General features: G+C 35.1%; 24 protein-coding genes and 1 tRNA gene. 19 read left to right on the top strand and 6 right to left on the bottom strand.

Going from position 1 to position 26,502, the window contains the following annotated elements:
• Window positions 1-31: 31 nt before the first annotated feature.
• Window positions 32-1,663: a methyl-accepting chemotaxis protein gene (locus H7355_RS13865; RefSeq protein ID WP_186648819.1), complete on the top strand. Its 1,632-nt coding sequence runs from the start codon at window positions 32-34 to the stop codon at window positions 1,661-1,663.
• Window positions 1,664-1,666: 3 nt separating this feature from the next.
• On the top strand, window positions 1,667-2,602 hold the full coding sequence (locus H7355_RS13860) for a flagellin (RefSeq protein WP_186648817.1): 936 nt from the start codon (window positions 1,667-1,669) through the stop codon (window positions 2,600-2,602).
• Here the strand turns inward: H7355_RS13860 and H7355_RS13855 are convergent, their stop codons facing one another.
• Together H7355_RS13855 and H7355_RS13850 are read right to left on the bottom strand one after the other, a co-directional pair.
• Window positions 2,603-3,142 (bottom strand): hypothetical protein, encoded by a 540-nt coding sequence (locus H7355_RS13855; RefSeq protein ID WP_186648815.1) that lies wholly within the window; start codon window positions 3,140-3,142, stop codon window positions 2,603-2,605.
• A 214-nt stretch (window positions 3,143-3,356) separates the two neighbouring features.
• Complete coding sequence (locus tag H7355_RS13850) at window positions 3,357-4,472, bottom strand: branched-chain amino acid aminotransferase (RefSeq protein ID WP_186648813.1); 1,116 nt, start codon at window positions 4,470-4,472, stop codon at window positions 3,357-3,359.
• 125 nt (window positions 4,473-4,597) lie between these two features.
• Here H7355_RS13850 and H7355_RS13845 point away from each other — a divergent pair.
• Window positions 4,598-4,672 (top strand) — tRNA-Gln (locus H7355_RS13845).
• 113 nt (window positions 4,673-4,785) lie between these two features.
• Entirely contained in the window at window positions 4,786-5,280 is a 495-nt protein-coding gene (locus H7355_RS13840) for a GNAT family N-acetyltransferase (RefSeq protein WP_186648811.1), read from the top strand.
• Window positions 5,281-5,293: 13 nt separating this feature from the next.
• Here H7355_RS13840 and H7355_RS13835 read toward each other — a convergent pair whose 3' ends face one another.
• Together H7355_RS13835 and H7355_RS13830 are read right to left on the bottom strand one after the other, a co-directional pair.
• Complete coding sequence (locus H7355_RS13835; RefSeq protein ID WP_186648802.1) at window positions 5,294-6,544, bottom strand: dicarboxylate/amino acid:cation symporter; 1,251 nt, start codon at window positions 6,542-6,544, stop codon at window positions 5,294-5,296.
• Window positions 6,541-7,380 carry an ABC transporter substrate-binding protein gene (locus tag H7355_RS13830; protein ID WP_186648800.1) on the bottom strand — a complete coding sequence of 280 codons (840 nt, stop codon included), beginning with the start codon at window positions 7,378-7,380 and terminating at the stop codon, window positions 6,541-6,543. Before H7355_RS13830 ends, H7355_RS13835 begins: the two co-directional genes overlap by 4 nt.
• A gap of 212 nt (window positions 7,381-7,592) precedes the next feature.
• Between H7355_RS13830 and fliG the strand changes: the two genes are divergently transcribed.
• From fliG to H7355_RS13790, 8 genes are all read left to right on the top strand, one after another.
• Window positions 7,593-8,591: a flagellar motor switch protein FliG gene (gene fliG / locus H7355_RS13825; protein WP_172603800.1), complete on the top strand. Its 999-nt coding sequence runs from the start codon at window positions 7,593-7,595 to the stop codon at window positions 8,589-8,591.
• A gap of 14 nt (window positions 8,592-8,605) precedes the next feature.
• On the top strand, window positions 8,606-9,784 hold the full coding sequence (locus H7355_RS16140) for a FliH/SctL family protein (RefSeq protein ID WP_186648798.1): 1,179 nt from the start codon (window positions 8,606-8,608) through the stop codon (window positions 9,782-9,784).
• A gap of 3 nt (window positions 9,785-9,787) precedes the next feature.
• A complete protein-coding gene (locus H7355_RS13815; RefSeq protein ID WP_186648796.1) occupies window positions 9,788-11,131 on the top strand; it encodes a FliI/YscN family ATPase in 1,344 nt (447 codons plus the stop codon).
• Entirely contained in the window at window positions 11,128-11,586 is a 459-nt protein-coding gene (fliJ, locus tag H7355_RS13810) for a flagellar export protein FliJ (RefSeq protein WP_186648794.1), read from the top strand. Before H7355_RS13815 ends, fliJ begins: the two co-directional genes overlap by 4 nt.
• On the top strand, window positions 11,583-12,239 hold the full coding sequence (locus H7355_RS13805; RefSeq protein WP_186648792.1) for a MotE family protein: 657 nt from the start codon (window positions 11,583-11,585) through the stop codon (window positions 12,237-12,239). Before fliJ ends, H7355_RS13805 begins: the two co-directional genes overlap by 4 nt.
• On the top strand, window positions 12,208-13,614 hold the full coding sequence (locus H7355_RS13800; protein ID WP_186648790.1) for a THUMP domain-containing class I SAM-dependent RNA methyltransferase: 1,407 nt from the start codon (window positions 12,208-12,210) through the stop codon (window positions 13,612-13,614). The genes H7355_RS13805 and H7355_RS13800 overlap by 32 nt, the downstream gene beginning before the upstream one ends.
• Before the next feature lie 53 nt (window positions 13,615-13,667).
• On the top strand, window positions 13,668-15,338 hold the full coding sequence (locus H7355_RS13795) for a patatin-like phospholipase family protein (RefSeq protein WP_186648788.1): 1,671 nt from the start codon (window positions 13,668-13,670) through the stop codon (window positions 15,336-15,338).
• Between the two features lie 111 nt (window positions 15,339-15,449).
• Window positions 15,450-16,655, top strand: coding sequence for a hypothetical protein (locus tag H7355_RS13790; protein WP_186648786.1), 1,206 nt, complete (start codon window positions 15,450-15,452; stop codon window positions 16,653-16,655).
• A 145-nt stretch (window positions 16,656-16,800) separates the two neighbouring features.
• On the opposite strand, the gene H7355_RS13785 is transcribed toward H7355_RS13790, so the two are convergent.
• Both H7355_RS13785 and H7355_RS13780 read right to left on the bottom strand, forming a co-directional pair.
• Complete coding sequence (locus tag H7355_RS13785) at window positions 16,801-17,055, bottom strand: hypothetical protein (RefSeq protein ID WP_186648784.1); 255 nt, start codon at window positions 17,053-17,055, stop codon at window positions 16,801-16,803.
• Window positions 17,056-17,385: 330 nt separating this feature from the next.
• Entirely contained in the window at window positions 17,386-20,553 is a 3,168-nt protein-coding gene (locus tag H7355_RS13780; RefSeq protein WP_186648782.1) for a collagenase, read from the bottom strand.
• A gap of 520 nt (window positions 20,554-21,073) precedes the next feature.
• Between H7355_RS13780 and rdgC the strand changes: the two genes are divergently transcribed.
• The 7 genes from rdgC (at window position 21,074) to H7355_RS13745 (ending at window position 26,432) form a co-directional block, all read left to right on the top strand.
• Window positions 21,074-21,772, top strand: a complete 699-nt coding sequence (gene rdgC / locus H7355_RS13775; RefSeq protein ID WP_186648771.1) for a recombination-associated protein RdgC — start codon at window positions 21,074-21,076, stop codon at window positions 21,770-21,772.
• Window positions 21,773-21,781: 9 nt separating this feature from the next.
• A complete protein-coding gene (gene bcp / locus H7355_RS13770) occupies window positions 21,782-22,276 on the top strand; it encodes a thioredoxin-dependent thiol peroxidase (protein ID WP_186648769.1) in 495 nt (164 codons plus the stop codon).
• A 111-nt stretch (window positions 22,277-22,387) separates the two neighbouring features.
• Window positions 22,388-23,146: a fatty acid desaturase family protein gene (locus H7355_RS13765; RefSeq protein WP_186648766.1), complete on the top strand. Its 759-nt coding sequence runs from the start codon at window positions 22,388-22,390 to the stop codon at window positions 23,144-23,146.
• 88 nt (window positions 23,147-23,234) lie between these two features.
• Window positions 23,235-23,831 (top strand): hypothetical protein, encoded by a 597-nt coding sequence (locus tag H7355_RS13760; RefSeq protein ID WP_186648764.1) that lies wholly within the window; start codon window positions 23,235-23,237, stop codon window positions 23,829-23,831.
• A 177-nt stretch (window positions 23,832-24,008) separates the two neighbouring features.
• Complete coding sequence (gene tig / locus H7355_RS13755) at window positions 24,009-25,307, top strand: trigger factor (protein ID WP_186648762.1); 1,299 nt, start codon at window positions 24,009-24,011, stop codon at window positions 25,305-25,307.
• Between the two features lie 96 nt (window positions 25,308-25,403).
• On the top strand, window positions 25,404-25,730 hold the full coding sequence (locus H7355_RS13750) for a hypothetical protein (protein ID WP_186648751.1): 327 nt from the start codon (window positions 25,404-25,406) through the stop codon (window positions 25,728-25,730).
• Window positions 25,731-26,045: 315 nt separating this feature from the next.
• The gene (locus H7355_RS13745) at window positions 26,046-26,432 is read left to right on the top strand and encodes a hypothetical protein (protein WP_186648749.1); all 387 of its coding nucleotides are present in this window, start codon (window positions 26,046-26,048) and stop codon (window positions 26,430-26,432) included.
• Window positions 26,433-26,502: the final 70 nt, after the last annotated feature.

The following is a 26,502-nucleotide window of genomic DNA, read 5'->3' as shown; positions in this document are numbered from 1 at the left end:
GTTCATTGTTACTTTATACGTGAGGTGTTTTGTGGAAAATGATACCAACTCATCGAGTGTAAGATTTTCAGCGACAGATTGTATGGCATCCATGTTAAATGCACAAAGGCAATTGATGATTGCAGTGCGTCGATTAAATGAACTTGTGGCATTTTCGCAAAGCACAGATATTGAAGCAAATCGCCAATTTTTATTAGCTCTGCAAGGGCAGTTCCGAAAGATCAGCGACAACGTTTCTAACGTAACAGAAAATTTGGGTAACTTACTCGAATTTAGAAAAGCAAAAGATAGAGAAATTCAGCGTGCGTCATTTAACTTAGACAGCACGCGTCAAGCAATCGGTGAAAGTATTGTTACTTTAAATGTGACTTCTGATTATATCAGAGAGAGTATTGTCATGAGCAGGCACTCCCTTGCTGAAACACGAAAAACTGCAGATAGAAGCCGCGCGTGGGGGCGGTTGGGTTCGGATCTTTTGCATGATTTTAATACTTTTCAAGATCAAATGGAAGAACTCACCGAAGTCATAAAAAGCTGGGATGAATTGATGAATAAAACACAGTCATTGCAAAATGAAGTGTTCCAACATTCACAAACAACGCGAGAGGCCATTCAGGGTGTGACGATGGGAATGATCGGCGGGCGTGATCGCATGAATGCCGTGCAAGAAAAAATCTCCATACTTGCAAACCGTGTTGCGGACATTGGTAGCATTATTGAAGTCATCGACGATATTTCTGAACAAACGAATCTCCTTGCTTTGAATGCAAGTATTGAAGCCGCGCGTGCAGGAGATCAGGGCAAAGGCTTTGCTGTGGTTGCAGATGATATTAGAAAATTAGCGGAAAGATCTTCAACTGCTACAAGAGATATTTATGATAGAATTGAAGCAATTCAAGAAGAAACTTCTGGAGCAATGAGTGCGATCCGTGAGGGGCATGCAGTCATAGAAGCTGGGGTAAAAAAAGCTGCGACTGCTGATGAACTTTTAAAAGACTTAAGAGAAAAAATTGGGCAATTGTCTCGGCAAGCCATTGGGCTTGATGATCAATTAGGGACGGCAAAAAACCTCTCTGAAGGTAATAAAACCCGAACAAGAGAAATGTTTAGAAGTATTCGTAAAATTTCAGATACTGCGACCTTTGCACGAGATTTGGTGACGCAGGTCGAGACAAGTTTAACTGGAATCGTTGCTGCAGGAACGAGCAGTTTAGCGGCCATACAGCTTGAAATCAAAAAATTGGTAGAAAATATAAATAGTTTAGAGCAGGCACAGAGTGTAGCGCGGCAAGTGCATGATTGGGTCCACCATGTGGCAGTTGCGTTGGGTGAAGCTAAGTCAGACTCTGAAGTTGCTGCAAGCCAATGTTCAAGTGGTCTGCATCAAGTTGAGCTTTCCTTTAAACATCTTGACACTGACCGTTCTGCTTTAGAATCCATGCAAAATGTAGGCAAAGATATATCGAGTTGTGTTGATAAAGTGATTTTGGCCAGTGAATATTTAAAAAATATGCTGTCAAATGGTGTTTCCTTACAAATCGGCTCACCTGGGCAGGTTTTGATTCTTAAAGATGATGGTAAATTTTCCGAGACGGATAGCAGCGTAACTCCTTTAACAAAAGATGAAAGTGGAACTGATGAAAATGCAAAGGATGCAACTTGATTTATGGGGATTAGAATCACAGGCAATGGAACGCTTGAAAACAATATAGCAAAAGCACAAAAAGAAGTTGATAACAGTCTCGAAAGGTTATCAAGTGGTGTTCGCTTCACTCGCAATGATCCACTCCCCGTTGAAAGATCTCAATCTGACGCTCTTATGTCCAAAATGAAAGAAATAAATAAATATAGGCAAAATGTGAACGAAGGCTTGAGTTTTACGGAAACTGCGGATGCTGCGCTGAGCCAATTGACCAATTCGACGATTCATTTAAAAGAGCTCGTTGCTCAATCTCTAAATCCATCGCTTTCAGATAAAGAAAGACAGTTTATATTTATTGAATATCAGGCACATATCGAAGAAATGGATCGCACTGCAGCGACGACATCTTACGGTGGAAGAAATGTCTTAGACCACACGGATTCTGTTGATGTTTCAGGTGTGGGGACTTCTTCCAATGCAAAGTCTTTTTGGTCCAGAGTCGGCGCGCCTGTTATCGCCGATGGGAAAGATTTGAATAAAATCGGTATTGAGAAATTAGATGAAATAAATGCAAGACCTAAAGATCTAGGACTTATTTCTGCCGAGCACCTAGCAAATTCCCGTGATGGAGTGTCATTGGATGAAGTGATGGATACTTTTGGTTCCAGTGCTGAAAGTATTGGATCAAGTTTCGATGAAGCGCAGATGAAATTATCAGAATATCGCTCATCTTTTGGAGCAGCAACTTCAAGATTAACAAGTGCAAAGAATTCGTTGGATGTGGCATACGAAAACGTTGCTGCAGCAAACTCGCGTATTCGTGATGTGGATTATGCGACAGAATCAACAAACTTAGCGCGCGCAAAAATACTTGTACAAGCTGGGACAAGTCTTCTTGCGCAAAGTAACAATTCGCAAAATGTATTAACCTTAATTAAAGGTCTTGATCGCAATAGTTGATTATTGAATATTAACATACTTAGCATCGAAATAAATTTCATTATCTTCTTCTGGAATAATTTGTACAACAGGTAAATACCGTATTTCATTCTTTTGTATTGCAAAAGAATTGTGTATTTTTGCAAATACTTTAACAGCTGCCCGAGCAATAGCATAATATCCATCTGCTGTTGTAAAAATTTCGCACATAGAAATATTTTTAAATTTAAATTTTCCAGAGCACTTATTCATATGAAATAAACTTAATTTAATATATCCATCTTCATTTTTTAAATTTCTGATCGTTAAGTAAGTATTTGTTTCTCGATTTAATATTTGTTTGTTTTCTTCATTTAGACAGAGTTGTAACCAATAACCTTGAATAAATATAGTTACTGTTGTATTTGCAGAATAAAGCTTGCTGAACTCATTTTTAGATAAACGTGCTAGTAAGTGACTAAACTTTCCTTTTTTATCGAAAGCAGATTCAACTTTTGTGCCTTGAAAGAGTTCAGAGGCAATTTCAGAAGGTGTTTTTGTTAAATAATAATTTGTTTTCATTTTTACCTCATTTATTAAGATTTAAAAAGATTTCATTTGTAAAATTCTCAATATGTCTATAATGATCTTTTTTGTTTGAAATTGAGAAGTTTTGTTGTTTACTCCTCAAATGATACTTATATGATTTTTAAGTTAGGAGAGTGTCGGATAATTGACTGGTAAGAATTTGGACAGAATAAATTCATAAATTTGTGATTTAATTTTCCCATGAAAATTAAATCACAGGAACTCTCCATCCATAAGGGTCTTTCAATGAACCTGTCTGAATCCCGAGTAAATTTTCTTTTAATTTAATGGTTATTTCTCCTATTTTTCCATTATTAATTGTGATTTTTTCTCCATCTTCAATCAATGCATTGATGGGAGAGATCACTGCCGCTGTTCCACAAGCAAACATTTCTGTTAATTTTTTAGCTTTTATATCTTTAATAACTTCAGAAATTTCAACTTTGCGTTCTTCCACTTCATAGCCTAAATCTTTAGCAAGCTCTAAAATAGATGCACGCGTGACTCCTTGTAAAATGCTCCCACTTAGGGCAGGGGTAACAATTTTGTTTCCATAGATAAACATGACATTCATGGCTCCCGCTTCTTCAACATATTTGTGCTCGCTTGAGTCCAGCCATAAAACCTGTTCAGCGCCATTCTGTTTGGCTTTAACCATGGGAGGGAGAGCTGCAGCATAATTCCCTCCGCATTTTGCTTCGCCTGAGCCTCCGACTGCGGCACGGGAGAGGTTTCTTTCAATATAAACTGAAATACCTGTGTCATTGGCGAAATAGCATTTTGCAGGGCTTAAAATAATATAAAAACGGTAGGCTTTTGAAGCTCTGTAAGAAACGCCTTCATCGAGTGGGATCATAGTGGGTCGGATGTAAAGTGAATCTGGGGAAGGGAGAATCCATCTGCGTTCTATGCGGATCAGTTCTTCAACACATGCAACAAAAAGATCTTCTGGAAATGGCTCCATACCGAGACGAAGGGCAGAGAGACGCATCCGTTGAGCGTTTTTTTCAGGACGGAAAAGAAAAACTTCATCATCGTTGTCTTTTGAGCGGTAGGCTTTCAAACCTTCAAAGATTGTTTGTCCATAGTGAAAGACAACGGCGCTTGGATTGAGAGAAAATGGTTTATATGGAACAATTTCAGGTGTTTGCCAGCCATTTTTATGGGGAATATAGTCACAGATAAGCATGTGGTCCGTATCTATTGCTCCAAAAGGAATCGGATCGGAAGGCATAGGAGGTGTTTTGCGCATATGTTTTGGCAGTAAAAGCTTGTTGATTTTAAATTCGCTCTTTTTATTCTCAATATTTCTTTTGTTTATCATGTTATTCCCTCTGAAGAAGAGTCGAAAGTGTTTCGCCTCTGAGACACGACCATAAACTTTTTTTTTTTTTTGCGCTAGAAGCTTGACAACGTCTTGGAAGGTTGGCATACAGGTTTCACCGCTGGTGGGGCATCGACAAGTGGTAAGTCAACGGTTTTTGATACCGTCATTCCTAGGTTCGAATCCTAGTGCCCCAGCCATTACTTCTCCATTAAATGCTTCCTTTTTATTTCCAAAATACTTTCTAAGTTAACTAAAATAAGATAAGCTAAAATCTCAAAACGATTTAAATTAAAACTTTTTTGAGGTTCATATGCAAGTTCGAAAAGCTGTTGAAAAAGATTTTCCTGCTGTTTATTTTATGGGTCATGAGACTTGGGGGCAGGGTTTAACAATAGATGAATATTCTAAAAAATGCAGTGAATCCGACAAATATGACAATGGTCAATGGTATGTTTTAGAAGTCGATAAAAAAATCGTCAGTTCCTTGATCTGCTATCGAAATTCATTTGGTCTCGATGCACACACAGTCGGAATAGGATCGGTTGCGACGCTGCCTGAATATAGGAAAAGAGGGTATGTTTCTTTTTTAATGCACGACATTGTTAGCAATCAAGATCACGGGAAAGATGCTCGCGCCTTTTTATTATTTTCTGATATCAAACCTGAATTCTACGAGAAATTTGGTTTTAAAATTCTACCCTCGCATTTACAAAGATATAAAAAATCCATCACGATGGTACGTGATATGGACAATCATTTTAACTTGCACGAAATGAAGCTTGAAGATCTGCCAGTGTATTTTTAATTTATAGGATAATTTACGAATCTTTTTTGGCAACCATGAGTGTGACTGCGCAGTTCCCTTGGATATTAAGCATAGTGATAAAAGGATCGATTAAAGGCTCAATGCTCAATAATAGAAAGACTCCAACAGAGGGCGGGATACCTAGGGGAGATAGGACAATTCCAAACGAAGTTGCACTTAAAATAGCTGGTCCTGCCGTGCTGGCAATGGATGCTGCCCAGCTAGCAAAAAAGAGAGTTGCAATTGAAGAAAAGCTTATTGGAATTTGATATAAATTCATAAGAAATATTGCAATTGCAATGCTTCGTATCATCACTCCGGGTTTAAACAAACTGACGCCAAGAGGCATAACGAGTTCAACACTTTGTTTATTGACTTTAAAATCTTGGGTTAAAGCGAGCATTGCTGCAGGCATAGCGGCAAAACTACTCGAAGTGCCAAATGCGATTAAATATGAATTTTTCAGATTTTTAAGACAAGTAAATACAGGTTTTTTTTGCATGCGCGCAATAATAATAGAAAATGCAATAAAAAATGTAATCACTGTGGCAAATATGAGAGCTATTAAGTCAAAGAGTGCTTTTAAAGTTTGCAATCCTACGTTAGATAGAAAACCAGAAATTAAAAAGAATATACCGAATGGTAAAAAATACATGAGAATATCTACCATTTTTAAGAAAGCTAAAAAAATTGCATCAAAAAATGCAACAGCAACTTTTACATTGGGACTTTCCGTAATGCCTAGTGCAATTCCTAAGAGAATAGAAAATAATAAAATGGAAATATCTTTTCTCTCATAAATTGATTTGACAATATTTGTCGGAATAATATTTTCGATGTATGCAACAAAACTTCCATGACTCACGCTTCCTGGAGTATAATTTTTGATAACAGTTTCAGAATTATTTATACCATTACTCAATAATTGTACTGCATTTGTACTTAAATTACTACCCGGAGAAAAAATGATACTTAGAAAAACGGACATGAATGTGACAGCAATCATGCAAGAAAAAAATATAATAATCAGTCGTTTTAAATAATAAACAGAATCGCTTGAGTGGAAAATATTATAAAAACTACAAATGAGAGCAGAAATCATAATTGGTATAACGGTTATTTGTAAAAATCCGAGATACATATCTCCAAGAAATGCAATTTTTTTTGCAGCGACGGGAGCAAAAATTCCAAAAATTGCACCAAGAAACATTGAGATAAAAATTGTCCAATGATTAAGAAGAATTTTTTTAATCTTTTTTATCATTTTATTTCTTTCAAATATTTTTGTGCAAGATATTTATTCTTACCATCGTATTTCATTCTGTTTACATAGAGGTTCACCCAATTTAAAAGATTTGGATTATGCCAATTTACAACAATTGAGATCGGGTCTAACTCACCTTCTATTATCTTTCTGCGGACGTAGATATTGGCGAGTTTTCTGTTTTTAATAATATAATTTGCATAAATTTCATCGACGAATAGCGATAAGATTTTTCCACTGATCACATCGGTCAAAGCACTTTCTAAATCGTCATATTTAACGATAGTTGCGTTTTTTAAAAGCACATCAATATTGTTTAAATTATTTTTTACATAATCTTCATAGGCAGAGTTTTTGAGTACAGCAATTTTTAAAAATTCTTTATCAACTTCTGTATTATTACGGATTTTAATTTCAAGCAGTCGATTAACAATGAGAGATTGATTTGGAAATAAATAGGGTTCGGAAAAGTTGACGGAAATTCCACGTGAAAGTGTAGAGCTTATGGCACTTATTGCAAGGTCAGCAGAATCATTTTCCACAAGTTTAATCACATCAGCAAAAGTATTTGCGTTGCGATTAAATTCCAGGCTAACCCCAAGGTTTTTCGCAATATCTTGAGCTATGTCAATGTCATAACCCTTAAGTTTTTTCTTTTCATCTTCGTAAAAAAAAGGGGGATAATTTCCTGTTTTGAGAGCAACAATGATTTTCCCTCGGGAAATAATTTTTTTGATATCTGGAGGAATTTCAGCATTTGCATACTGAATGAAAAAAAATTGGATTAATAAGATATAGAATAATTTTTTGATAAAGAACGAGATAAATTTAAACATAATAATCTCTCAGCTATTATTAAATAGAAAACTTTAAGTTTATTTTAACATGCTTCTTGAATTAGAAGAGTGCAAAAAAAATAAGCCAAAAAATTGATTTTACCTTGGCAATAATTTCCTAAATAGTTTTTGACTGAAATGCTGACTTTTTCTATTACAGTTAAAATTTTGGCTATAAACTGAGAAGTATCGGAATTAACTTGGGGGGAAGCGTGGCCATAAAATATTCAGGCCCTCAAAAAGCGGCTATTCTTTTACTAGCATTTGGTGAAGAGATTTCGGCAGAAATCTTCAAGCATATGACTGAGTTTGAAATCAAGCGCATCGGGAGCGCGATGAGCCGTTTGGGTCGAGTTGACAGCGATGCTATAGACATGGTCATGGAAGAGTTTTATCAAATTCTTCAATCTAATAAAAAGTATTTTTTAGGAAGTAACGACTTCACCAGAAAATTAATTGAGTCAGCATTTAAAAGTGATCAAGCAAATGCACTTATCGATGAATTGTCCTTAACATCGAATGCAAATTTAGAATCACTCGAATTGATTGATCCAAAAATGTTGGCAAATTTTTTAAGAAATGAACATCCGCAAACAATGGCCTTGATTTTAGCGCATCTTGACCCTAAGAAATTTGGCGAAACATTGAAGATTTTACCCGAAAGTTTACATACTGAATTAATCCTAAGAGTTGCTAGTTTAGAAAGTGTATCTCCAGAAATCATCGATGAGATTGATGATGTTTTACGTAACGAAATACAAAAACTAGGTAACGTAACGAGTTCAAAAGTGGGTGGAATTGAGCCAATTGTCGAAATGCTCAATCTAATGGATAAAGCAACTGAAGAAAATATTCTTGATAGACTTGAAGAAAGAGATCCTGATCTTGCAGAAAATATTCGGAAATTAATGTTTGTATTTGATGACCTTATTAAAATTGATGATCGTGGCATTCAAACTGTTATGCGCGAAGTGAAACCTGAGCAATTAAAGCTTGCATTGAAAACAGCTTCGGAAGGTGTGAAAGAGTTGATATTTAAGAATATGTCACAAAAAGCAGCCGAGAATTTACGCGAAGAAATGACGATCATGGGGCCAGCAAAAATTTCCGATGTGGAACAAGCCCAATTTGCCATAGTGCAAGTGGCTCGGCGTCTAAATGATGAAGGCAAAATAGTGATTTCTGCAAGTGGTGAAAATGCTCTCGTTTGATAAATGAGGTATATGTGGTTTCAAAATCAGGTAAACTTATAAAAAAAGAAAATAAAAAGTTAATGGATACGCTTGAGGTTGAGAAATATCCTTGGCTGCATTTTAATGATCAAACCGTTATATTTCCTGATAACCCTCGTAAAAGTGTCATTTTACAAAAAATGCATGATCCGCAAGAGATGAACGTTAAAATCACAGCAGCCCGAGATTTTAAAAAACCGCTGGGCAGTCGTGCAAAGATGCTTCTGCCTACAGATATGACCTTGGATTTTGAAAAGGGTCGAAAAGAAATGGAAATTCGCAGAAGACGTACCATGATGGATGAGGAAGAGGCAATGGCTCTCGAACTGTCTGAAATGGAACATGAGATGGAAGTCAATGTGAATAAAAAGAGAAATGAAAATTCAGGAGCTGATCCGCAGGTAAAAACTCCTGACAAAAGTATGCCAGTGGAAAAAAGTAACAAAGAACAAGAGCTCAGTTTTGTTCCAACAGAGCAACAAACAGAAGTTAAAAGTGAAGAAAATATTGAAATGAAAACTGAAGACAGCACTTTAAAATTAAAGGAACAAAGTGAAAAGATATTTAATGAAGCCAAAAATGCAGGTTTTAACGAAGGTAAAGAAGAAGGATTTACCACTGGCAAAAAAGAAGGATTTGAAGCTGGATCACGTGATGGGTATCTAAGTGGTGAAGAGCGCGGAATGGCTGCTGCAGAATCTAAATATAACAGAGCATTTGAAAATATTTCCGAAGTGGCAAATAGATTATCTGAGTTACGAGATTCTTTAATTAAACAAGGTAAAGATATATTTGTTGAGTTAACAAAGTTGTGTTGTGAAAAAATACTTAAGGAGCAAATAAAATCAAGTGATGCTTCTTTAGCGCACCTTTTTGATGAAATATTGAAAACATATACTTCAAAAAATTCAATTACAATTGAAATGAACTCAAATGATGCGACTCGTTTGCGACGTCATATTGAAGCCAAAAAAGAAGTTTCAAAAATTGAAATAAAAGAAAATGAATCGCTGGAAAGCGGATCCTTTCATGTTGAAAGTGATACAGGTGTTTCTTTTGTAGATTTAAAGAAAAGTGTTGATAATATAGTTGAAAATTTAAAAGACGATCTTTTTCAAGACGAAACTCAAAGCGATAATATTAAATATTCAGGTGAAGCGAAAAAGGCGTAAAAAATGTTTTCCAATGAAGCACTTTTAAAATTAAAAAAGAAAAGGGATACTCAAATAATAAAAGATCCTTTTGAAAAATATGGGAAAGTCGTACAAATTGTGGGAACGGTCATTGAAGCGACTTTAACCGATGCACCTCTGGGAGCGCTCGTTCGAATTTTTAATAGAGAAAGAAGCTATGCGATTGAAGGAGAAGTCGTTGGTTTTCGTAAAGATAAAGCTCTTATAGTCCCATTTTCCGATCCAATCGGAGTGTGTGCAAATTCGCTTGTTCAATGTATTGAACGAGAACAAAAAATCTTAATCGGTGAACATCTGATTGGTCGCATCATTGATGGATACGGGCGTCCGATGGTCGGTGAAGAATTTGTTGGCAATTTGGGTTCTTCCTATTCGATCGTGCGTGAGCCCCTTAATCCCTTGACACGGAGAAGAATTTCGAAACCATTTGACACTGGAATTCGATCTATCAATGCACTTTTAAGTTTTGGAGAAGGACAACGGATCGGGATCATGGCGGGTTCAGGTGTTGGTAAAAGTGTGCTTATGGGAATGATCTCTCGCTACTCCGATGCTGAAATCAACGTAATTGCGTTGATAGGGGAACGCGGTAGAGAGGTTCGAGAATTCCTAGAAGAAAACCTTGGGGAAGAGGGGCTTAAAAAAAGCGTAGTCGTCGTTTCGACAGGCGATCAATCCCCTCTCAGTCGAGTGCGAGCTGCGCATGTTGGAACAGCAATCGCTGAATATTTTAGGGATCAAGGAAAAAAAGTATTACTTTTAATGGATTCATTAACTCGCGTGGCAATGGCACAAAGAGAAATCGGATTGTCCGTTGGTGAGCCTCCGACAACAAAAGGATACACACCTTCGGTTTTTTCTTTGTTACCAAAATTATTGGAGCGAGCAGGAAACAGTGAATCTAAAGGATCCCTCACTGGCATATACACAGTATTAGTTGAGGGGGATGATTTTAATGACCCCGTTTGTGATTCTGCAAGAAGTATTCTCGATGGTCATATAAATTTATCACGCTCACTTGCTGAAAGAAATCATTTTCCATCAATAGATATTCTATCGAGTGCGAGTCGAGTTATGATTGATATTGCAGATGAAAAACATTTAAAAGCGGTTTCTATTTTACGAGATCTTATGGCAGAGTTTCAAAAAAATGAAGATTTAATAAATATTGGTGCTTACAATGTTGGTATGAATCCAAAGCTTGATAAAGCAATGAAACTTCTTCCTCAAATCGATGCTTTTTTAAAACAAGATAGAATGTTGAAATGCACTTTTCATGATTCTCTGAACTCTTTACATGATTTACTCGGAGAAGAGCGTATATGAATTTTCGTTTTTCCTTACAAAGAATATTGCACTTACGGGAACAAGAAACCCAAGAGGCGGAAATGAAAGTTGAATATACAAAGAGGGTGATCGAAGCATTAAAAAACATGATATATCAGGAAAGAGACTTATATTTTTCTGAAAGAGATGAATTGAATATTTGTGTTAAAGATTCTCAAATACATAAAGTAACAATTTATGAACGATCATTGAATATGAGACAAGGACGTATTATGGAACTTCTTGATAATTTAAGAAGTTGCCAATCAGACTTAGAAGTTTATCAACAAACACTTATACAAGCTAGAAGAAATCAAAAAATTATTGAAAAATTAAAGGAAGTAAAAGAAAAAGAATTTCTGAAAAAAGAAGCATATAAAGAACAAACTATTCTTGATGAAGTTGGTAATCAAAAATATTTGAGAAATCAATTTCAAGAGAAAGGTGAAGAATGAGAAGAGTACTAAAATTTATTTTTCTTTTTGTTTTAATGATTCAGCAAATGGCGGCTCAGTCTGAGAATATGCCAAAAAATCAAACGGCGGCTCAGTCTGAAAATATGCCGAAAAATCAAATGGCAGCTCAGTCTGAAAATATGCCAAATATTCCAAAAAATGAACTTACTGCATCAGAAGCAATGCGGATTCGTGATGAACTTGAACTCATTCGCAGTGATGTTGAGCAAAAGTTGATACGCCTTGAAGATGCAAAAAAAGCTTATGATAAATCTCGACTTGATATAGATTCTCAGCTCAAAAAGATTGAAGAGGAAAGAAGATTGCTTGACGAAACTCTTCAAAAAGAGAAGAAACTAAAGGAGGAGCGGGTGAAAGAGGCTGTGGAGTTTGTTTCAAAAATGGAACCACGCAAAGTGGCTCCTGTTATGGACAATATGGATCGAGATCTGGTGATAGCTCTTTTGAGCCGTTTGCCTGCGCGTCAAGTCACAAAGCTCCTTGAAAACTCAACGCCCGCAAAAGCAACACAATTTTTGGAGTATTATACACGTATTCGCTCTGGCAGAGAATTTGAAATGTTAAGAGAGCTTGGTTTGTGTGCTCCATATAAGGATAAAAATGATAACAAAGGTACAGCATCATCCCCATAGTTTTCACACCGATGAGTATTTAGCTTCCCCTTTTTCTCGCCCTCGTTTTTTTGTTTCAACTTCAAGAGGATTTGAAGATATTCTGAAAGAAGAACTCGAAGAAATATGCTCAACTTATGAAATAAAATCAAATATTTGGGCAGGCTCTGCAGGCTGTTACATGGAAGGACCTTGGAGTGCGTGTATAGCTGCTAATCTAGCGGCTATGTGTGCAAGTCGTGTGCTTTTAGTACTAGCTGAAGCTGAAGTCAAAAGTGAAGAGGAACTTCATTTTATCGCCTCACAAATCGATTGGTCTCTTATATTCCCAAAAGAATTAACATTTTCTGTCAATGCCTCAGTGAGTGATTCCTTTGTCAATAACTCTATGTTTGCAAGTTTACGTATTAAAGATGCAATTTGTGATGTGTTTCGCAATAAAGTCGGTGAACGTCCAAATGTAAATACTGAAAATCCTGACGTCAAAATATTCGTCCGCCTTGTGCGGAGAAAATTGAGCATTTCTGTTGACACAACTGGTGAGCCTCTCTCACGGCGTGGCTATCGTGTGGGTGGTGTTGAAGCTCCTTTAAGAGAGTCCTTAGCGGCAGCTTTGCTCAGAATTTCTGGCTGGAATAAACTCGCAAATAGTATTTGGAAATCGAGTGAAGCCGTTTATTTAGAACGAAAGGGTGTGAATGAAAACTCGGGTAAGAAAATTCCTAAACAGGTTTTAATTTCCCCTTATTTTATGGATCCAATGTGTGGTTCAGGCACCCTTGCCATTGAAGCTGCTTTAGCTATTTTACATTGGAAACCCAATGTGCGGCGCAATGAATTTGCTTTTATGGATCTTTGTCCAGATAAAGTACCAGAAATGAAAGCTGCATTGCGTGAACTAAAAACAAAAATATTATCTAACGAAAAGCCTTTAGCAGATTTACCTGTCAGAGCTAGACTTTATTCACAACAAAACAATATTGAAGTGCATGATGATATTTTAGCACCCATTCGAGCTGGGGATATTCTCAATCGTAATATTGAAGTTGCGAGAGATTGTGCTGAAGAAGCCGGTGTGGGTCGGGTTATTGCTTTTCAAGTAAAAGATGCATTTATGAGCAAACCCCATGCATCCTGTGGTATCCAAATTGTTAACCCCCCTTATGGAGAAAGACTCGAAGAAGGTGAAGATCTTGCGCCGATGTACAAAGCGATGGGTGACCTTTGGAAACAGAAGTACCCTAATTGGAATGCTTGGCTTCTCACCGCTAATGAAACTGCTTTAAAATCAGTCGGTTTGCGTCCCACCCGAAAAGTTTCTGTATACAATGGAAGTTTGCAATGTAAGTATTTACAATATGTTATGTATCCAAGAGAAAAAAAAGCTTCGACCTGAGATGGTCTCTTCCGAGGCCATGTCTTCTTTCTTTATAAAAGGGGAATTTCTCTGTGTCTGACAAATTTTCAGGATTTAAAGAATATAGAGTTATGTATGTAGGCGTTGAACGTCTTATTGAATCATTGAAACACGATTTTTTAAATGCCGGCGCACGCAACCTCGATCAACAGAAAAGTAATTCTTTCTCAGTTTCATCGTATGTATTGAGAAGACTTGCTTTGGCTGCCAACGCTTTTCCTGGGGCAACAATTAATTTTTATACCGATGTTTATCAACTCGCACATGAACTTCCCGTATTCGATGCAGACTTAATTATACTTGATGAACGCCTCGTTCAAGATGAAATTGAACCCAATCAAAATGAATTGTTTGAAATTGAAAAAGAAGAAGAAAAATTAAATCAAGATGACATGAATGTTTTGCATTCATCAAAAACTACATTTGAACAAAAAGATCAAAAAATTGCTGTTACTTTTGAGAATTTAAAATCCGCAATTGAAAAATTTACTCCAAGAGGATTTCATTACACCATGCGGCGTGTGGTCGTTGTGTTACCTAATTCTGCAAAGACAACAAATCGAGAGTTTCGTTTAAGTCTTGCAAATGTTCGAGCAGTTATTATTGATCCACCTGACTCGGTCGAATTATTTTTAATTGCAACTCGGCAGTTGTATGATTTTCGCCTCAATCATAAAAAAACAAGTATATGTATATCTGGTGGAGGCCTTGAAGGATATATTTATTCTATCGGTGTCGTTAATGCAATTGATAACTGTTTACTTGATCGTGAGTGTGGTGATTTTGATATTTTCTGTGGGGTTTCATCTGGAGCAATTGTTTCAAGCACTCTCGCAGTTGGTGTGCATTCGGACGATCTCGTTAAACAAATATATAGAAAGCACACGAGTCTCGAACCTCTAGGCTTAAATACCGTATTTGATCCTGCAGGCGCTGAAATATTTCGTCGCGTTTTCGACTTTATCAGAGCATTTTCAACTTTTGACTCTGCAGAACTTGTCAGCCGATTACAAAATTCAGTACCGACTGGTTTTTTTAAAGGTGAAAAATTAAAAAAGTTTTTTGAAAGACAAATGCGCCATTTTGGTATTGAAGACAGCATGGCTCATTTAAAAAAAGAATTATATATTAGCGTAACAGATCAAGATACAGGTGAAAATATTGTTTTTGGAGAAGAACCTTGGAAAGATATTCGAATCAGTCAAGCAGTTCGAGCAAGCACAGCTTTGCCTCCATTTTATTTACCAGAAAGAATAAAAGGACATTGGTTTACTGATGGCCAATTAACGAGTGCTTCTGATTTCAATACTGCAATTCGTAACGGTGCAGGTCTCGTGGTATATATTGACCCAATGGTACCTTATACAAGCAATCAGCCTGGTGCAGTTATGAAAAAGGGTGGATATTTTACCTTGGTTCAAGCAGTAAAAAGTCTAGTCCAGACAAGATCAAGTTCAATGTTAATGCATTCAATGGATAATAATCCCGATGTAGATTTTGTTATTTTCAAACCTACAGATGAAGTTATGGAAGCTATGGCTGGAAATCCCATGAAATATTATATTCGCACAGAGCTTGTTGATTTAGGTTATCGTTGTACAATTTCTCAAGTATTAGCATCGTATGATGCAATTGCACATAAGTTTGCAAAACATGGTTTTGCATTAAAATCAAAAAAACTCATACAAGAACTCTTAAACTGACAATTTTCCTACATATATTTTGCCTATAGGCATTTTCTGTAACGTTAATACTATTAGGAATAAACCGATATAAACTCTGTATAAGGATAGGATTATATAGAGGTGGCGATCATGACAAATATTCGTTTGAAGAAGGGCGATAATCACTCTCGTAACAAAGAGGAAATTCCTGAAAAAGAAATTGTACAACCTAAAGACGAACCTTTTCCTGAAGCTGCCGAAGACGAATTGACTCGGAAGAGAAAAATGATTTTGACAGGTATCACAGCTGGTGTGGCTGTAGCGGGTGCATCAGCAGCGGCTCTCCTTTTTTTTGGCCCATATTCACCTTTTGGCGTGAAACAATCTGAAAAACCGGTTAATCTTCCAAAAGAGACTAAAGTAACACCGCCACCACCAGCAACGGAAGCTCCACCTGTGATACCTACACACACACCAGAACATATTGCACCACCAGTCGTTACAGCTGCTCCTATACCACAAACTGCTAAAGAACCAAGTCCTAAAATAGCAACTGTGCCAAAAGCAAAAGCTCCAGCACAAGTCGCCATTGCTCCAGAACCAAAGCCAGTTGTGCAAGAAGCAAAGCCTGTTCCGAAACAAAATAAACCTATTTCAATTGAAAATGATACAAAAGAGTCATCTGGACCTGATTCTTATAATTACAATATACAAGATGGTGGTCCTATTATTCTCATACCTGCAAATAAAAAAGTTATTATTTCGAGAGATCCTAATTTCAAATCAATTTATTTAAATGGTGCACCAGCGTCCGATGGAAAATATCGTATTTCTGTTCCACCGCCAGGAGAAGTGTATTGGAAAGAAGATGGAAAACCAGTGCATAAATTAAGAATATTACCCCCCATGCCATCTGGTCTGCGTGCAGATATTCCTCCACAATTGAAATTATCCGATCGACTCGTTTGGTCCGCAACAGGTAAAGTTTCATTTTATCGGGTTGAAGTTTCAAATGACGCAGATTTTAATAATAAAATAAGAACTTTTTCAACTGTGAAAACTTCTTTGCCTGCACAAGCCATTGGCCAAGGAAAGTGGTTTATAAAAATTTCGGCTTTAAATTTGCAAAGTGGTGTATGGGACTCAACAAAATCTATTCCATTAAGTATTGAAGATGTTCCTGTAGAAAAAAAAGAACCACCTAAAGAAGAAAATAAACCTGAAGAAAAAGAAATAGAAAAAGCAGAAACACCTGAACCAACAGAACCTGTAAAACCGATTGAGCCTATGATCGAGCAACCTGCTTCAGAGTCAAAACCCGAAGTTTCGACTGCAGCGCCTGCGGTGGAAGAATGAAGCCTAATTTCGCAGGATTTTTAATATAAAAGTTTTCTATTACCAAAATTTTGTCAAAATAAGTGAACATATATTTTTGAAATGGTTTTAGTAAGTTTTTTTGTTAAAATTTACACTGAAAATCCAAGCTATATTCATAATGAAGTTATTGAGATGAATTTTCAATTTTCTCATTTTCCTTTTGATTTTCTGCAGCATTTTCTTTTTCAAGTGAATTACTGCTTACAATAATTTCCCCACTTTCAATTTTCATTTTTTTAAAAACACTATCACTTTTGTTTGTTATAGAATTATCTTTTTCTGATTGATTTTCTGAATTAGAATTTTTTTTCAATTCTTCAGCATATAAATAATTTGGAAAAATCAAATAAAAAATAAGTAGAATAATTATTTTGCACATAAGTTTCTCGCTTGAAAAATAGCATTAATTATCAATTTTAATGAAAATAATAACAATTAAAAAATGCTAAAAAAAAGAATAAAATCCATATTTTCTAAGTTTTAAAATTTGAAAACATTCATTCTCATAGCATAATTAAAGTATGCAGTCAATCATGTATAATAAGTCTCTGTTGATTATAATATTTATTACGGGGGGTCATATTTAGAGGGGTGATTTATCTAAGGGCATTTGCGATCAGTATATCTGCCCTTAGAAGCACTTAAATTACATAACTCTGTTGAAACAAAAACATTATTCAACTGAGAATGAATTACTTTTAAAGCTGAATTATTTAAAGACAGCTTTAAGTTTAAAGACAGGAGTAACACCTGTATTTGTTACTCTAGTAACGTAGATGAGAGCGCTGTCGTTTTCACAATCTTCTGACTGTACATAAGTAAATGCGCCATAATCTGCAAGTCTTAAAGTACCGCACTTAACATCATTGCCTTTGATCACTTCATAACTGTAGTTAAATCCAGGATCTAGAAGATGTTCAATCGGATCATAAATATAAGTTCCACTCACAACTTTATTTGTCATTTTAAACTCTGCAACTTGAGTTTCTACATTTTCAAATCCTTTTGCTATGTTATCAGAGAGTGAAGGTTTATCGCTCGATATTCTCACTTCAAAAATTTCAGGAGTCCAATCGTGTTTAGATACTTTGACTTTAATAATATCATCTATGTTAGGTGATTTGTTTGGATTATGATAATCTAGCATATATCGGCTATAAATTCGTGCATGTGAGCCAACTGGTTTTTCCACAACTTCAAAATCAAAGTCGTTCACTTCTTGATAGCGGAAATTATCAGAGAATACACGGAAACCATCTTTAGCAATTTCTGAAGTGTTGTATTCGTTACGGTATAAACTTAAGTTAGCTCTTCCATCAGTGTCTGCATAAATTTTTGTTGCAAACATACGTTCATCTATTTTCTTAAACTTGAACATATTCAGAACGATTTTTAAAGGCGAATTATCATTTAAGTGGACGTGTTCTTTTTCTGAAATATCTACAGAACCTTTAACAGGATCGTAAGAATTTTTGTCTGTATTTGTATATGTAATCTGGCCATTTTTATCTACTGTTAACTTCCCTGTAGAAGGATCTTCACTCTTTGTATAATCATAGCCTTGAGCTTCTTGTCTGCGACTATTATTAAATAATGCATCGGATAATGTATCACCAGTGAAGAAGCAAAAATGTTCTTTTGAGTTTTTAAAGGTTTTTAATCTTTGTATTTCGTTCGAGTCAGCAACCGACTTTTGTCTTTCTTGAGAAAGTTCAGTGAAAGAAGCTATAGACAAAGGACCTTCGCAATAAAGTCTCCTAGAATCTTTTTGTGTTTCACCAAATGCGCAGTTAGTGAAACTGTATTTTGGATTGAAACTGAGAAGTTGTTTTATTGAAGTATTTACTGCTTGATTCGTCGCATGATAATTACCAGCAGGGTCATGTATGCTTCCGAAACATGCAAAACGTGCTTGTGCATTTTGAAATTCAGAACTTGCAATAACTTCACAGCCTTTTATATTTAATCCAGCATTTTTCATATCTGTTTCAATTTTTTGTATTTCTGAAACGTTGAAAAACTCATGATTATTCATTTTTAAACGAGCATCAGAGAGAGCGCCTGCTTTAACTTCTAAAATATATTTTTTAAATTCTGCATCAAGCGAGCCATCTGATATTTTTTCAATAATATAATCAAATTTTGTTACATTATTTTCTTTTAACGATTCTATCAACTGTGTGAAAATATCATATTTCTTATTATACAAATAACTAAATAAAGCAGTGCTTTGATTATAAAGGACTAAGCTATCAAGAGTTCCATAAGCAGAATTTGTAAGCTCTTTAATCGTTTTAATGTTATTTACGTCAATTCCATCAAACTTTACTTTGCGGTTAATAAAATTATCCGCTTGAGTTGCTCCAGCATAAAACTCAGCACTTCCTTCTTCAAACCAAGTCATGCGATTCCATTTTTTATCGAAGGAACTTGTGTCTCCATGAATTCCTTTTACAAGGTATCGGCCATTGAGATAATGAGCGTATTCATGGCGAACACGATCTTCGAGTCCAGAGTCCCCAGCATAAGTATAGAAAGTACCTATACTTTCTATATATATACCTCCATCTTCTTTATTGCTAAGGTTGCTGATGTAAGATTTATATTTTTTATATTCTTCGGCATCTTTATAGATAAAAATTTGTAATCTTTCGTTTGGATCATTTGAAATAGGATCAAGATTTTGAATTGTTCTTTTAAAGAGCGCTTCTACTTCTTTCATACCTAAATATTGTTTAGTTACTTCTTTTTCATCTAGAGATGAGAATATTACGATATTACCTTCATCAAATTTGGCCCTATTTGGAAAGAGAGTGTTACTTAAATTTGCTTTTGCATCACAAATATTCAGCCCATTTTTGTCTTTAAAGTCATCACAATTATTTGCATTTACAATATTATTTTCTTCTAATGCCGCAACTGCAGCAATCAACATAGGATTGGGATCTGATATACCTTTTGCGTTTTTAAAGGAGGATCTATTAATAACTCCAGTTAAGCTTTTGATAATATCTTTTTGGTATGTGGGATAACGTAAGAATTTTCCAAGTTCTCTGATATAATTCACATAAAGTTTTTCTTCTAGAATATTTTCATCTTCATTTACAATTCGAATTATATTTTGAATTATTCCTTTAAATATTTCTTTGGTATCACTCGATTTATAGAATAATCCTCCAGCATCATGAGTGGCAGAAAGAACTTTTTGGATCGGAGCTATTGCATTATAAAGGGGGAAGTTTTTATCTAACTTATTCCCAGTAATATACTGAATGAGATGGATTGTTTCAGCATAAGCCTGAGCAGATCCGATAAGATTGAAAATCCCTTTTGAAGTGTCTTGAAGTTCTTTTTGATCGATTGCAAAGTCAACATTCCGCAGTGTAAACAGTTTACGAGCATAAAGATCTGTCAATTGGGCAATATTTCTTTTTATAACGTCATCTGCATGATAGACAAGGTGCAATTCAGGGTTTTTAGATTCAAGGTAAAAGCCAATATTTAAAAATTTGGCGTAGTTAATTAATTTTTTTAAACTGTTTTTATTAAAGTTATTGATTTCATTTATTGCAGCTTGGGTAACTGTATTTATATTTTCTTTTTTATAAATGCTTTTGATTTCAGACGGAGACATAAGGAAAAGTTTTGCTAAACAATCACCGCTTACGCTGCTAATTATTGAAGCAATATTTTTTTCGTTTGTATTTAACTTTGCAACTAAATTATTCAATTCTATTGAGCAATGATTTGTTGAGAGATCTTCTTGAGGCTCTCCCATTGGATGAGCATGAATGGACATTTGAAATGCTGCTGCGAGAGCTGTGATTGCGGCTATCTTCAATGATTGGCTGGTGCAATTGGATATAAATCTTTTCACGTAACACTCCTGTGTATAATTGGTTCAGGTTTTAAAAACCTAATTATGAAATAATTTAAAAAAAATAAATTTGCAAATTCTATTAATAATATTTTTTTTAAAATAGATTTAATAAATTTAATTATTTTTATAATTATTTTATTATATGTGTTTAATTTATTATATAATATTTTTTAATTTTGTAAATTTTATTTCGTTTATTAATTGTTTTAACTATAGATGTAATATCCTTTAAATATAGACTAATATTTTAAAATAAAATTATTATTTATTGAATTTTAATACAATTTATTTAATTAAATTTTAATAAGATGAGCTTATTTTTAAATTAAAAACTTTTCTTGTCTTTAAAGTAGCTTACCATTTATTATGTAAAAACTAATTTTTTTTCAGAGTGCTAAGTTTTTTCGCATAAATTTGCTTTCTCTCTTGAAATGAATGTATTTTTGTGAATTATGGAAGGACTCTGTCCGTATCCTTTATTTTCGGACAATTTATTCGATTTTAAGAGAGTTTATATATGTCAATAGCTTCAGGTTCATTCGCAATCAAGCGATTTCAAATCCTCACTCCATCGAAAGACACACCTTTTTCATGGATAGTGGAGCAAATTAAGAAATCATTTATATCCCCCATCGGCTTAGATGACACACGTGAAGAGTCGATAGGATTTTGTCATCCGTTTACGGGCGAAGCTCAATTAGATGATCCTTTTTCACTGATTTATGAAAATTCATTTTTATTTGGCATCAGAGCAGATAAAAAGAAAATTCCTGCAACTTTTATGAAATTGCAGTTGCGAGCGGCATTTGAAGCTCTAGGGCATGAAAAAGAAGATGAGCATGGAACTGTTCGACGTGTGGGTAAAAAAGTACGTGAATCAGTAAAAGATCGTTTAAAGGAAGAATTATTGAAGTCTTCTTTACCTTCTGTCCGCCTCGTTGAAGTCATTTGGCAGTTAGATTCCAATCAAATCTGGCTTAGTTCTGCTTCGTCTTCTGTTATAAGTGAGTTTGAAAAGTTGTTTCAAGAGACTTTCTCGTTGCCATTGGTTTTATTAAATCCAGGTACATTATCAGTGGACTTTGAAAGATTACATTTGGGTTTAAAGGTAAATATACAGCCTTTGCTTGATGTTTCTCCTGTTTCGCTTGCAACTGCCGACTCAAATGTCAATGCCCATAAAAAATCAAGTGATGTTGATACACCCGTATTTTAGGAGTAAAGAATGCCTGCTGCAAAAAAAACGCACAATCCCATACTTGAAAAAACTTATAAATGTCCAAAGTTAAGTGCTTTAAACGCAAAAGAAGAAAAAGTTTCTTTAAGCGATTTTTCAGGAAATTGGCTCGTTCTTTATTTTTACCCTAAAGATATGACTTCAGGTTGCACGACAGAAGCTCAGGATTTTCAATCCCAGGCAAAAAAGTTTTCTTCTTTGAATTGTCAAATTGTGGGAGTTAGTAAAGATTCTTGTCTCAGTCACAAGAAATTTACAGAAAAAGAAAATTTAAAATTTACACTCTTATCCGATTCTGATGGTAAATTTTGTGAGGCTTTTGCCGTCTGGAAAGAAAAAAGTATGTATGGGAAAAAATATATGGGAATTGAGCGTTCTACATTTATCATCGATCCAAAAGGAAATGTGGTTGCAGAATGGAGGAAAGTTAAAGTCGCTCAACATGTCGATGAAGTTTTTAAAACTTTGAAGCAACTTCTATAATTCTTTTTGACTTTTGTAAATCAATGCATTTTTTTCTCGATTCCCTTATCACATTCTCCTATGCTAAAATAATTAAGATTCATCCTTAAAATTTGGAATAGGAGAAAATGAATGCAAGAAAATGAACATATCACTCCGATCATCCAGAGAAATAAAGAAGAACTCGCTTCAGGTTATCCCAAATGGTTCAGATTACTCGAAACGGCTGGATTGATAATTTTTTTTATTCTGGTTTCTATAATTGCTTTTCGAATTATTAAAGTAACAGTAGATCTTTGGTATTTTATACTTCCTGCTTTAATTCTTGCTTGGATATTTAGTGACTTTATCGGTGGACTTGTGCATTGGGCGGGGGATACGTGGGGGTCTGTTGATATGCCAATTCTAGGACCAGCGCTGATTCGGCCATTTCGTGAACATCATGTTGACCCTTTTGCAATCACCCGCCACGATTTTATAGAAACAAATGCTGCTTGTGCTCTAGGAGGAGTTCCTATTCTGTTAAGTTGTTTGCTGCTAAGAATTGAAAAAGATTTTCCACTTTCTTCATTTATAGCTTTTTTTGTTTTTTTTCTGACCCTCTTTGTCTTATTTACCAACCAAATTCATAAATGGGCTCATTCCAAAAAGAGAAATAAATTTTTAATATTATTGCAAAATGCACGTTTGATTTTAAATCCAGATCATCACCAAATTCACCATACGCCTCCTTTTAATAAATATTATTGTATTACAACAGGATGGTTAAATTATTTTCTAAATTCTATTGGTTTTTTTCCTAAATTAGAAAAATTAATTATGAAGTACACGAAAGCGCTTCCACGTAGAGATGATATAGGCATTGAAGCAGCTAAAAAAGAATTAAAATAATTTAATCTTGTGAATCGAGAATTTTAACCTTATAGATTTTAGTGTGAGCAGTGTTTTATTTGATTCGTTCTGGAGCATTTTTAGAAAAATGGATATATATCAAAAAGTTCAAAGACAAATTCGTGATAAAATCTATGCATGTGTCAATGAAGGTGTAGAACGTTATCCGCATGCTCTTGCATCTTATAATAGCGTTTTATCCAATCAGGATAAAAGTTATCTTATTCTCGCAGATTTTTTTGAAAATGATGAGCAATTAGAAGAAGGACGTTTAAGTCAGAACGCCCAGAATAAAGGTTTAATAATAAATCTATTAGGCAAATTGGGTATCTATGAGAATTCTTACTTTATCCCACCGCTTATCCTAAAAGATCAGCAATCCGCACTCTCAAATCAATTCTCAGACAATATGAATCCCGATCTGCTCAGAAAAATATCAGAGATCAACCCTTATGCCATTCTTTGCTTTGGTCACCGAGCATTGCTTGTTTTGTCAGCAATTTTTAAAGATTCGCTTGCTCTGCCTCTGAATGAAAACTTACAATTGGAACCAATTAAGCTCAGCGAAGGAAAATTTGCGCAGCTTTACTATCTTTCAAGTATCAAAGATCTCACATCTTTTCCAAATTGGCGCAAGCAGGTGTGGCAAGTGTTATTGCCTTTAAGCAGTTCAGCAGAGAAATAATCTTTCTAGTGTAAATTTAAGAGATTGATGTGCGAAAATGCACTTCCATGTTGACCTATTAGCCTCTCTTTAGTAATTGATCCAAGCTAATAGCCTTAGCTGATTGCTCGTATTTGGGCTTAGCAATTTTTAATGCAAAATCCTCTTTTGGGATTATTTTGTAAGTGGGAACAAAAAATGACATTTTCCTCAACTATCGAAGAAGTAAATAGCACCCGTCGTAAATTTAAAATCTCAGTGCCTGCATCCTCTATAAAAGATGCATTTCAAGCGGTAGCTACTGAAATTCAGAAAACGGCAGAAATTCGTGGTTTCCGTAAAGGAAAAGCTCCTGCAACTCTCATCCGTAAGTTTTATATGGGTGATATTGTTAAGAAAGCTGCGGATCGTGTTATAAATGATGCATATACAAATGTTTCAAAGACTGTTGATTTTCAAATTGTAAGCCATCCTCATATTGAACCTGAAAATCAGTTTGAAGAAAATAAGGATTTTGAATTCTCGGCTACAGTTGATATCAATCCTAAAATCGAAATTAAAGATTATCAAAATATTGTAGTCAAGATGAATAAAAATCTTGATATCGATCTCGATGCAGAAGTTGAAAAACTTTTAAATAACTATGCACGTGCTTTAGGAAAAACTGAAAAAGATGAATCTGGACGTGCAATCGTCAAAGGAGATGTGGCAAATGTCAGCTACACTGTGTCACATAATGGCTCCTTATTAGAAGGTAAAGAAGCAAAAAATCAATTGATCGAACTGAATGGTTCAAATATTGCTGCTATCGAAGAAGCGATCGTAGGGATGAAAGCTTCTGAAACAAAAGAATTTCCAGTGGAACTGCCTGAAAATTTTGCAGATGCAGAACTTAAAGGAAAAACAGTTCAATTTAATCTGACTTTAAACAGCGTTGAAACTCTTGTTCCTTCTGCTTTTGATGAAGATTTTGCAAAACGTCTAGGCTATCCTGGAATGGAAGAAGTTCGTAAAAATTTAAGAGAAACTATTAAAAGAAGCAATGAAGAAGCTCGCTCAAATGTAGCTTTTGAGCAAGTCGTTGATCAAGTTCTCAGCACAAACGATTTTGAAGTTGCTGAAAGTCTTATTGAAAGTACTGTAGATCGCGCGATTGCTGAAGCAAACTCTCGTGTTGCTAAGGAAAATCAGGTTAAAACAGACAATGAAGAAGTTCGTGCAAAATACCGTGACTGGGCTAATAAACAGGTGCGTGGAATTCTTGCGCTTGGTCACATTGCACGCCAAGAAGGAATTTCAGTAACGGATGATGAAATGCTACGTGATATGGCTTCCTATGCAATGGCAAATCGTATGGATCCTCAGCAACTTGTTAAACGCGCAGGCGCACAAGTTTATGATGAATTCCGTGGACAAGTTATGATCCGTAAAGTGATCGCTAAAATTCTTGAAATAGCAAAAGTTGAGTATTTACCAGAAAGTGCTGAATCAAAATAATTTTTGTTTACTTGGAATAAACCTCCAACTTGAGACGTTAGTATAAATGAGCACAGTTTGCTCCTTGAAAATAGTCTCTTTTTGGAGGTTTTTATTATGAAACTTGTATCTTCACTTATTGCTACTGTTTTTGCTTTGTCTTCCGTTTCTGCTTTTGCACAAACTAGTGAACCTTCTGCGGCTCCAGCGCCTGCAGCCGAAGCTGCTAAACCAGCAGCAGCTCCAGCTGCTACAGCACAGGCAGCTGCGCCAGCACAAGCTGAACAAGCTCCTGCTGCAGAAAAGAAAGAAGAGCACAAGAAAAAGGCTGGACACAATAAGAAAACTCATAAGAGCAAGGCAAGCAAAAAGAGTAAGAAAGACAAAGAAGCAGCTGCAGCACCTGCTTCAAGCGAAGCAGCTCCTGCTCCAGCATCGAACTAATCTAAAGCTGTTGAATTTATTAGAAAAGCATCCCCAAAAGGGGTGCTTTTTTTGTTTATCGAATCGAAAATTAAGAACCACATTTTATCTATGCGGCCGAAAATTAAGAACCACGTTCTCGATTTTTATGGTAGAAAAGGCTATGAGTTAGATTCAACTGAGGATCTTTTGTTTAACCATATGATATATAAGTAAAATTTACCAAAAATAGTGCTTTTATAAGTTATTAAAATGTGCTAAAGTGGCAATTCTTCGAGCTTCTGTCGAATTTTTAAGCTCAAAAATCACTATATAAAATTTTAGAGGTTTTTTTTCATGGCTTTTATAAAAAGCTTATTTATTTTATTTTTTTGTATTTATCAAACTCAGTCTTTGGCAAACGATGAGATCAATACAAAGAAAAATATAGCTGCTATCAATAAACAAAGAATAATTATAAAAAATAAAAAAATGAAAAAGAAAATTTGGCAACCTATTACTTTACCAAGTCCTTATTATACGCCTGAATTTTATAATCCAAATGAATTGAAAAATATTTTTGTTACCTATAAAAAAATTAGGGATAAAGTTGAACGTCCTCTTGAATATAAAGCAATCGATACAAGTAGTTCTACAGAATTAAATTTCATTACTCATGTAAATTCTAATGATAATCTAACGGATTTTAAAATAAGTTTAGAGTTGGAAGCTAAATTTTTATAATTTTAAAGCCTTTTTTTAAATACTTCTGAATTGTTAATAAGTAAAAAATCTAAATATTTAATATTTTTTC

Source organism: Fluviispira vulneris, assembly GCF_014281055.1.
Lineage (GTDB): Bacteria > Bdellovibrionota_B > Oligoflexia > Silvanigrellales > Silvanigrellaceae > Silvanigrella > Silvanigrella vulneris.
The sequence above is the reverse complement of the archived record's forward strand: the minus strand, read 5'-3'. Positions and strand labels throughout refer to the sequence as shown.

Excerpts from the sequence above, each read along its gene's own strand:
- H7355_RS13860 (WP_186648817.1), top strand. The coding sequence starts at position 1,667 with ATGGGGATTAGAATCACAGGCAATGGAACGCTTGAAAACAATATAGCA.
- H7355_RS13855 (WP_186648815.1), bottom strand. The coding sequence starts at position 3,142 with ATGAAAACAAATTATTATTTAACAAAAACACCTTCTGAAATTGCCTCT.
- H7355_RS13850 (WP_186648813.1), bottom strand. The coding sequence starts at position 4,472 with ATGATAAACAAAAGAAATATTGAGAATAAAAAGAGCGAATTTAAAATC.
- H7355_RS13840 (WP_186648811.1), top strand. The coding sequence starts at position 4,786 with ATGCAAGTTCGAAAAGCTGTTGAAAAAGATTTTCCTGCTGTTTATTTT.
- H7355_RS13835 (WP_186648802.1), bottom strand. The coding sequence starts at position 6,544 with ATGATAAAAAAGATTAAAAAAATTCTTCTTAATCATTGGACAATTTTT.
- H7355_RS13830 (WP_186648800.1), bottom strand. The coding sequence starts at position 7,380 with ATGTTTAAATTTATCTCGTTCTTTATCAAAAAATTATTCTATATCTTA.
- H7355_RS13815 (WP_186648796.1), top strand. The coding sequence starts at position 9,788 with ATGTTTTCCAATGAAGCACTTTTAAAATTAAAAAAGAAAAGGGATACT.
- fliJ (WP_186648794.1), top strand. The coding sequence starts at position 11,128 with ATGAATTTTCGTTTTTCCTTACAAAGAATATTGCACTTACGGGAACAA.
- H7355_RS13805 (WP_186648792.1), top strand. The coding sequence starts at position 11,583 with ATGAGAAGAGTACTAAAATTTATTTTTCTTTTTGTTTTAATGATTCAG.
- H7355_RS13800 (WP_186648790.1), top strand. The coding sequence starts at position 12,208 with ATGATAACAAAGGTACAGCATCATCCCCATAGTTTTCACACCGATGAG.
- H7355_RS13790 (WP_186648786.1), top strand. The coding sequence starts at position 15,450 with ATGACAAATATTCGTTTGAAGAAGGGCGATAATCACTCTCGTAACAAA.
- H7355_RS13785 (WP_186648784.1), bottom strand. The coding sequence starts at position 17,055 with ATGTGCAAAATAATTATTCTACTTATTTTTTATTTGATTTTTCCAAAT.
- rdgC (WP_186648771.1), top strand. The coding sequence starts at position 21,074 with ATGTCAATAGCTTCAGGTTCATTCGCAATCAAGCGATTTCAAATCCTC.
- bcp (WP_186648769.1), top strand. The coding sequence starts at position 21,782 with ATGCCTGCTGCAAAAAAAACGCACAATCCCATACTTGAAAAAACTTAT.
- H7355_RS13765 (WP_186648766.1), top strand. The coding sequence starts at position 22,388 with ATGCAAGAAAATGAACATATCACTCCGATCATCCAGAGAAATAAAGAA.
- H7355_RS13760 (WP_186648764.1), top strand. The coding sequence starts at position 23,235 with ATGGATATATATCAAAAAGTTCAAAGACAAATTCGTGATAAAATCTAT.
- tig (WP_186648762.1), top strand. The coding sequence starts at position 24,009 with ATGACATTTTCCTCAACTATCGAAGAAGTAAATAGCACCCGTCGTAAA.
- H7355_RS13750 (WP_186648751.1), top strand. The coding sequence starts at position 25,404 with ATGAAACTTGTATCTTCACTTATTGCTACTGTTTTTGCTTTGTCTTCC.
- H7355_RS13745 (WP_186648749.1), top strand. The coding sequence starts at position 26,046 with ATGGCTTTTATAAAAAGCTTATTTATTTTATTTTTTTGTATTTATCAA.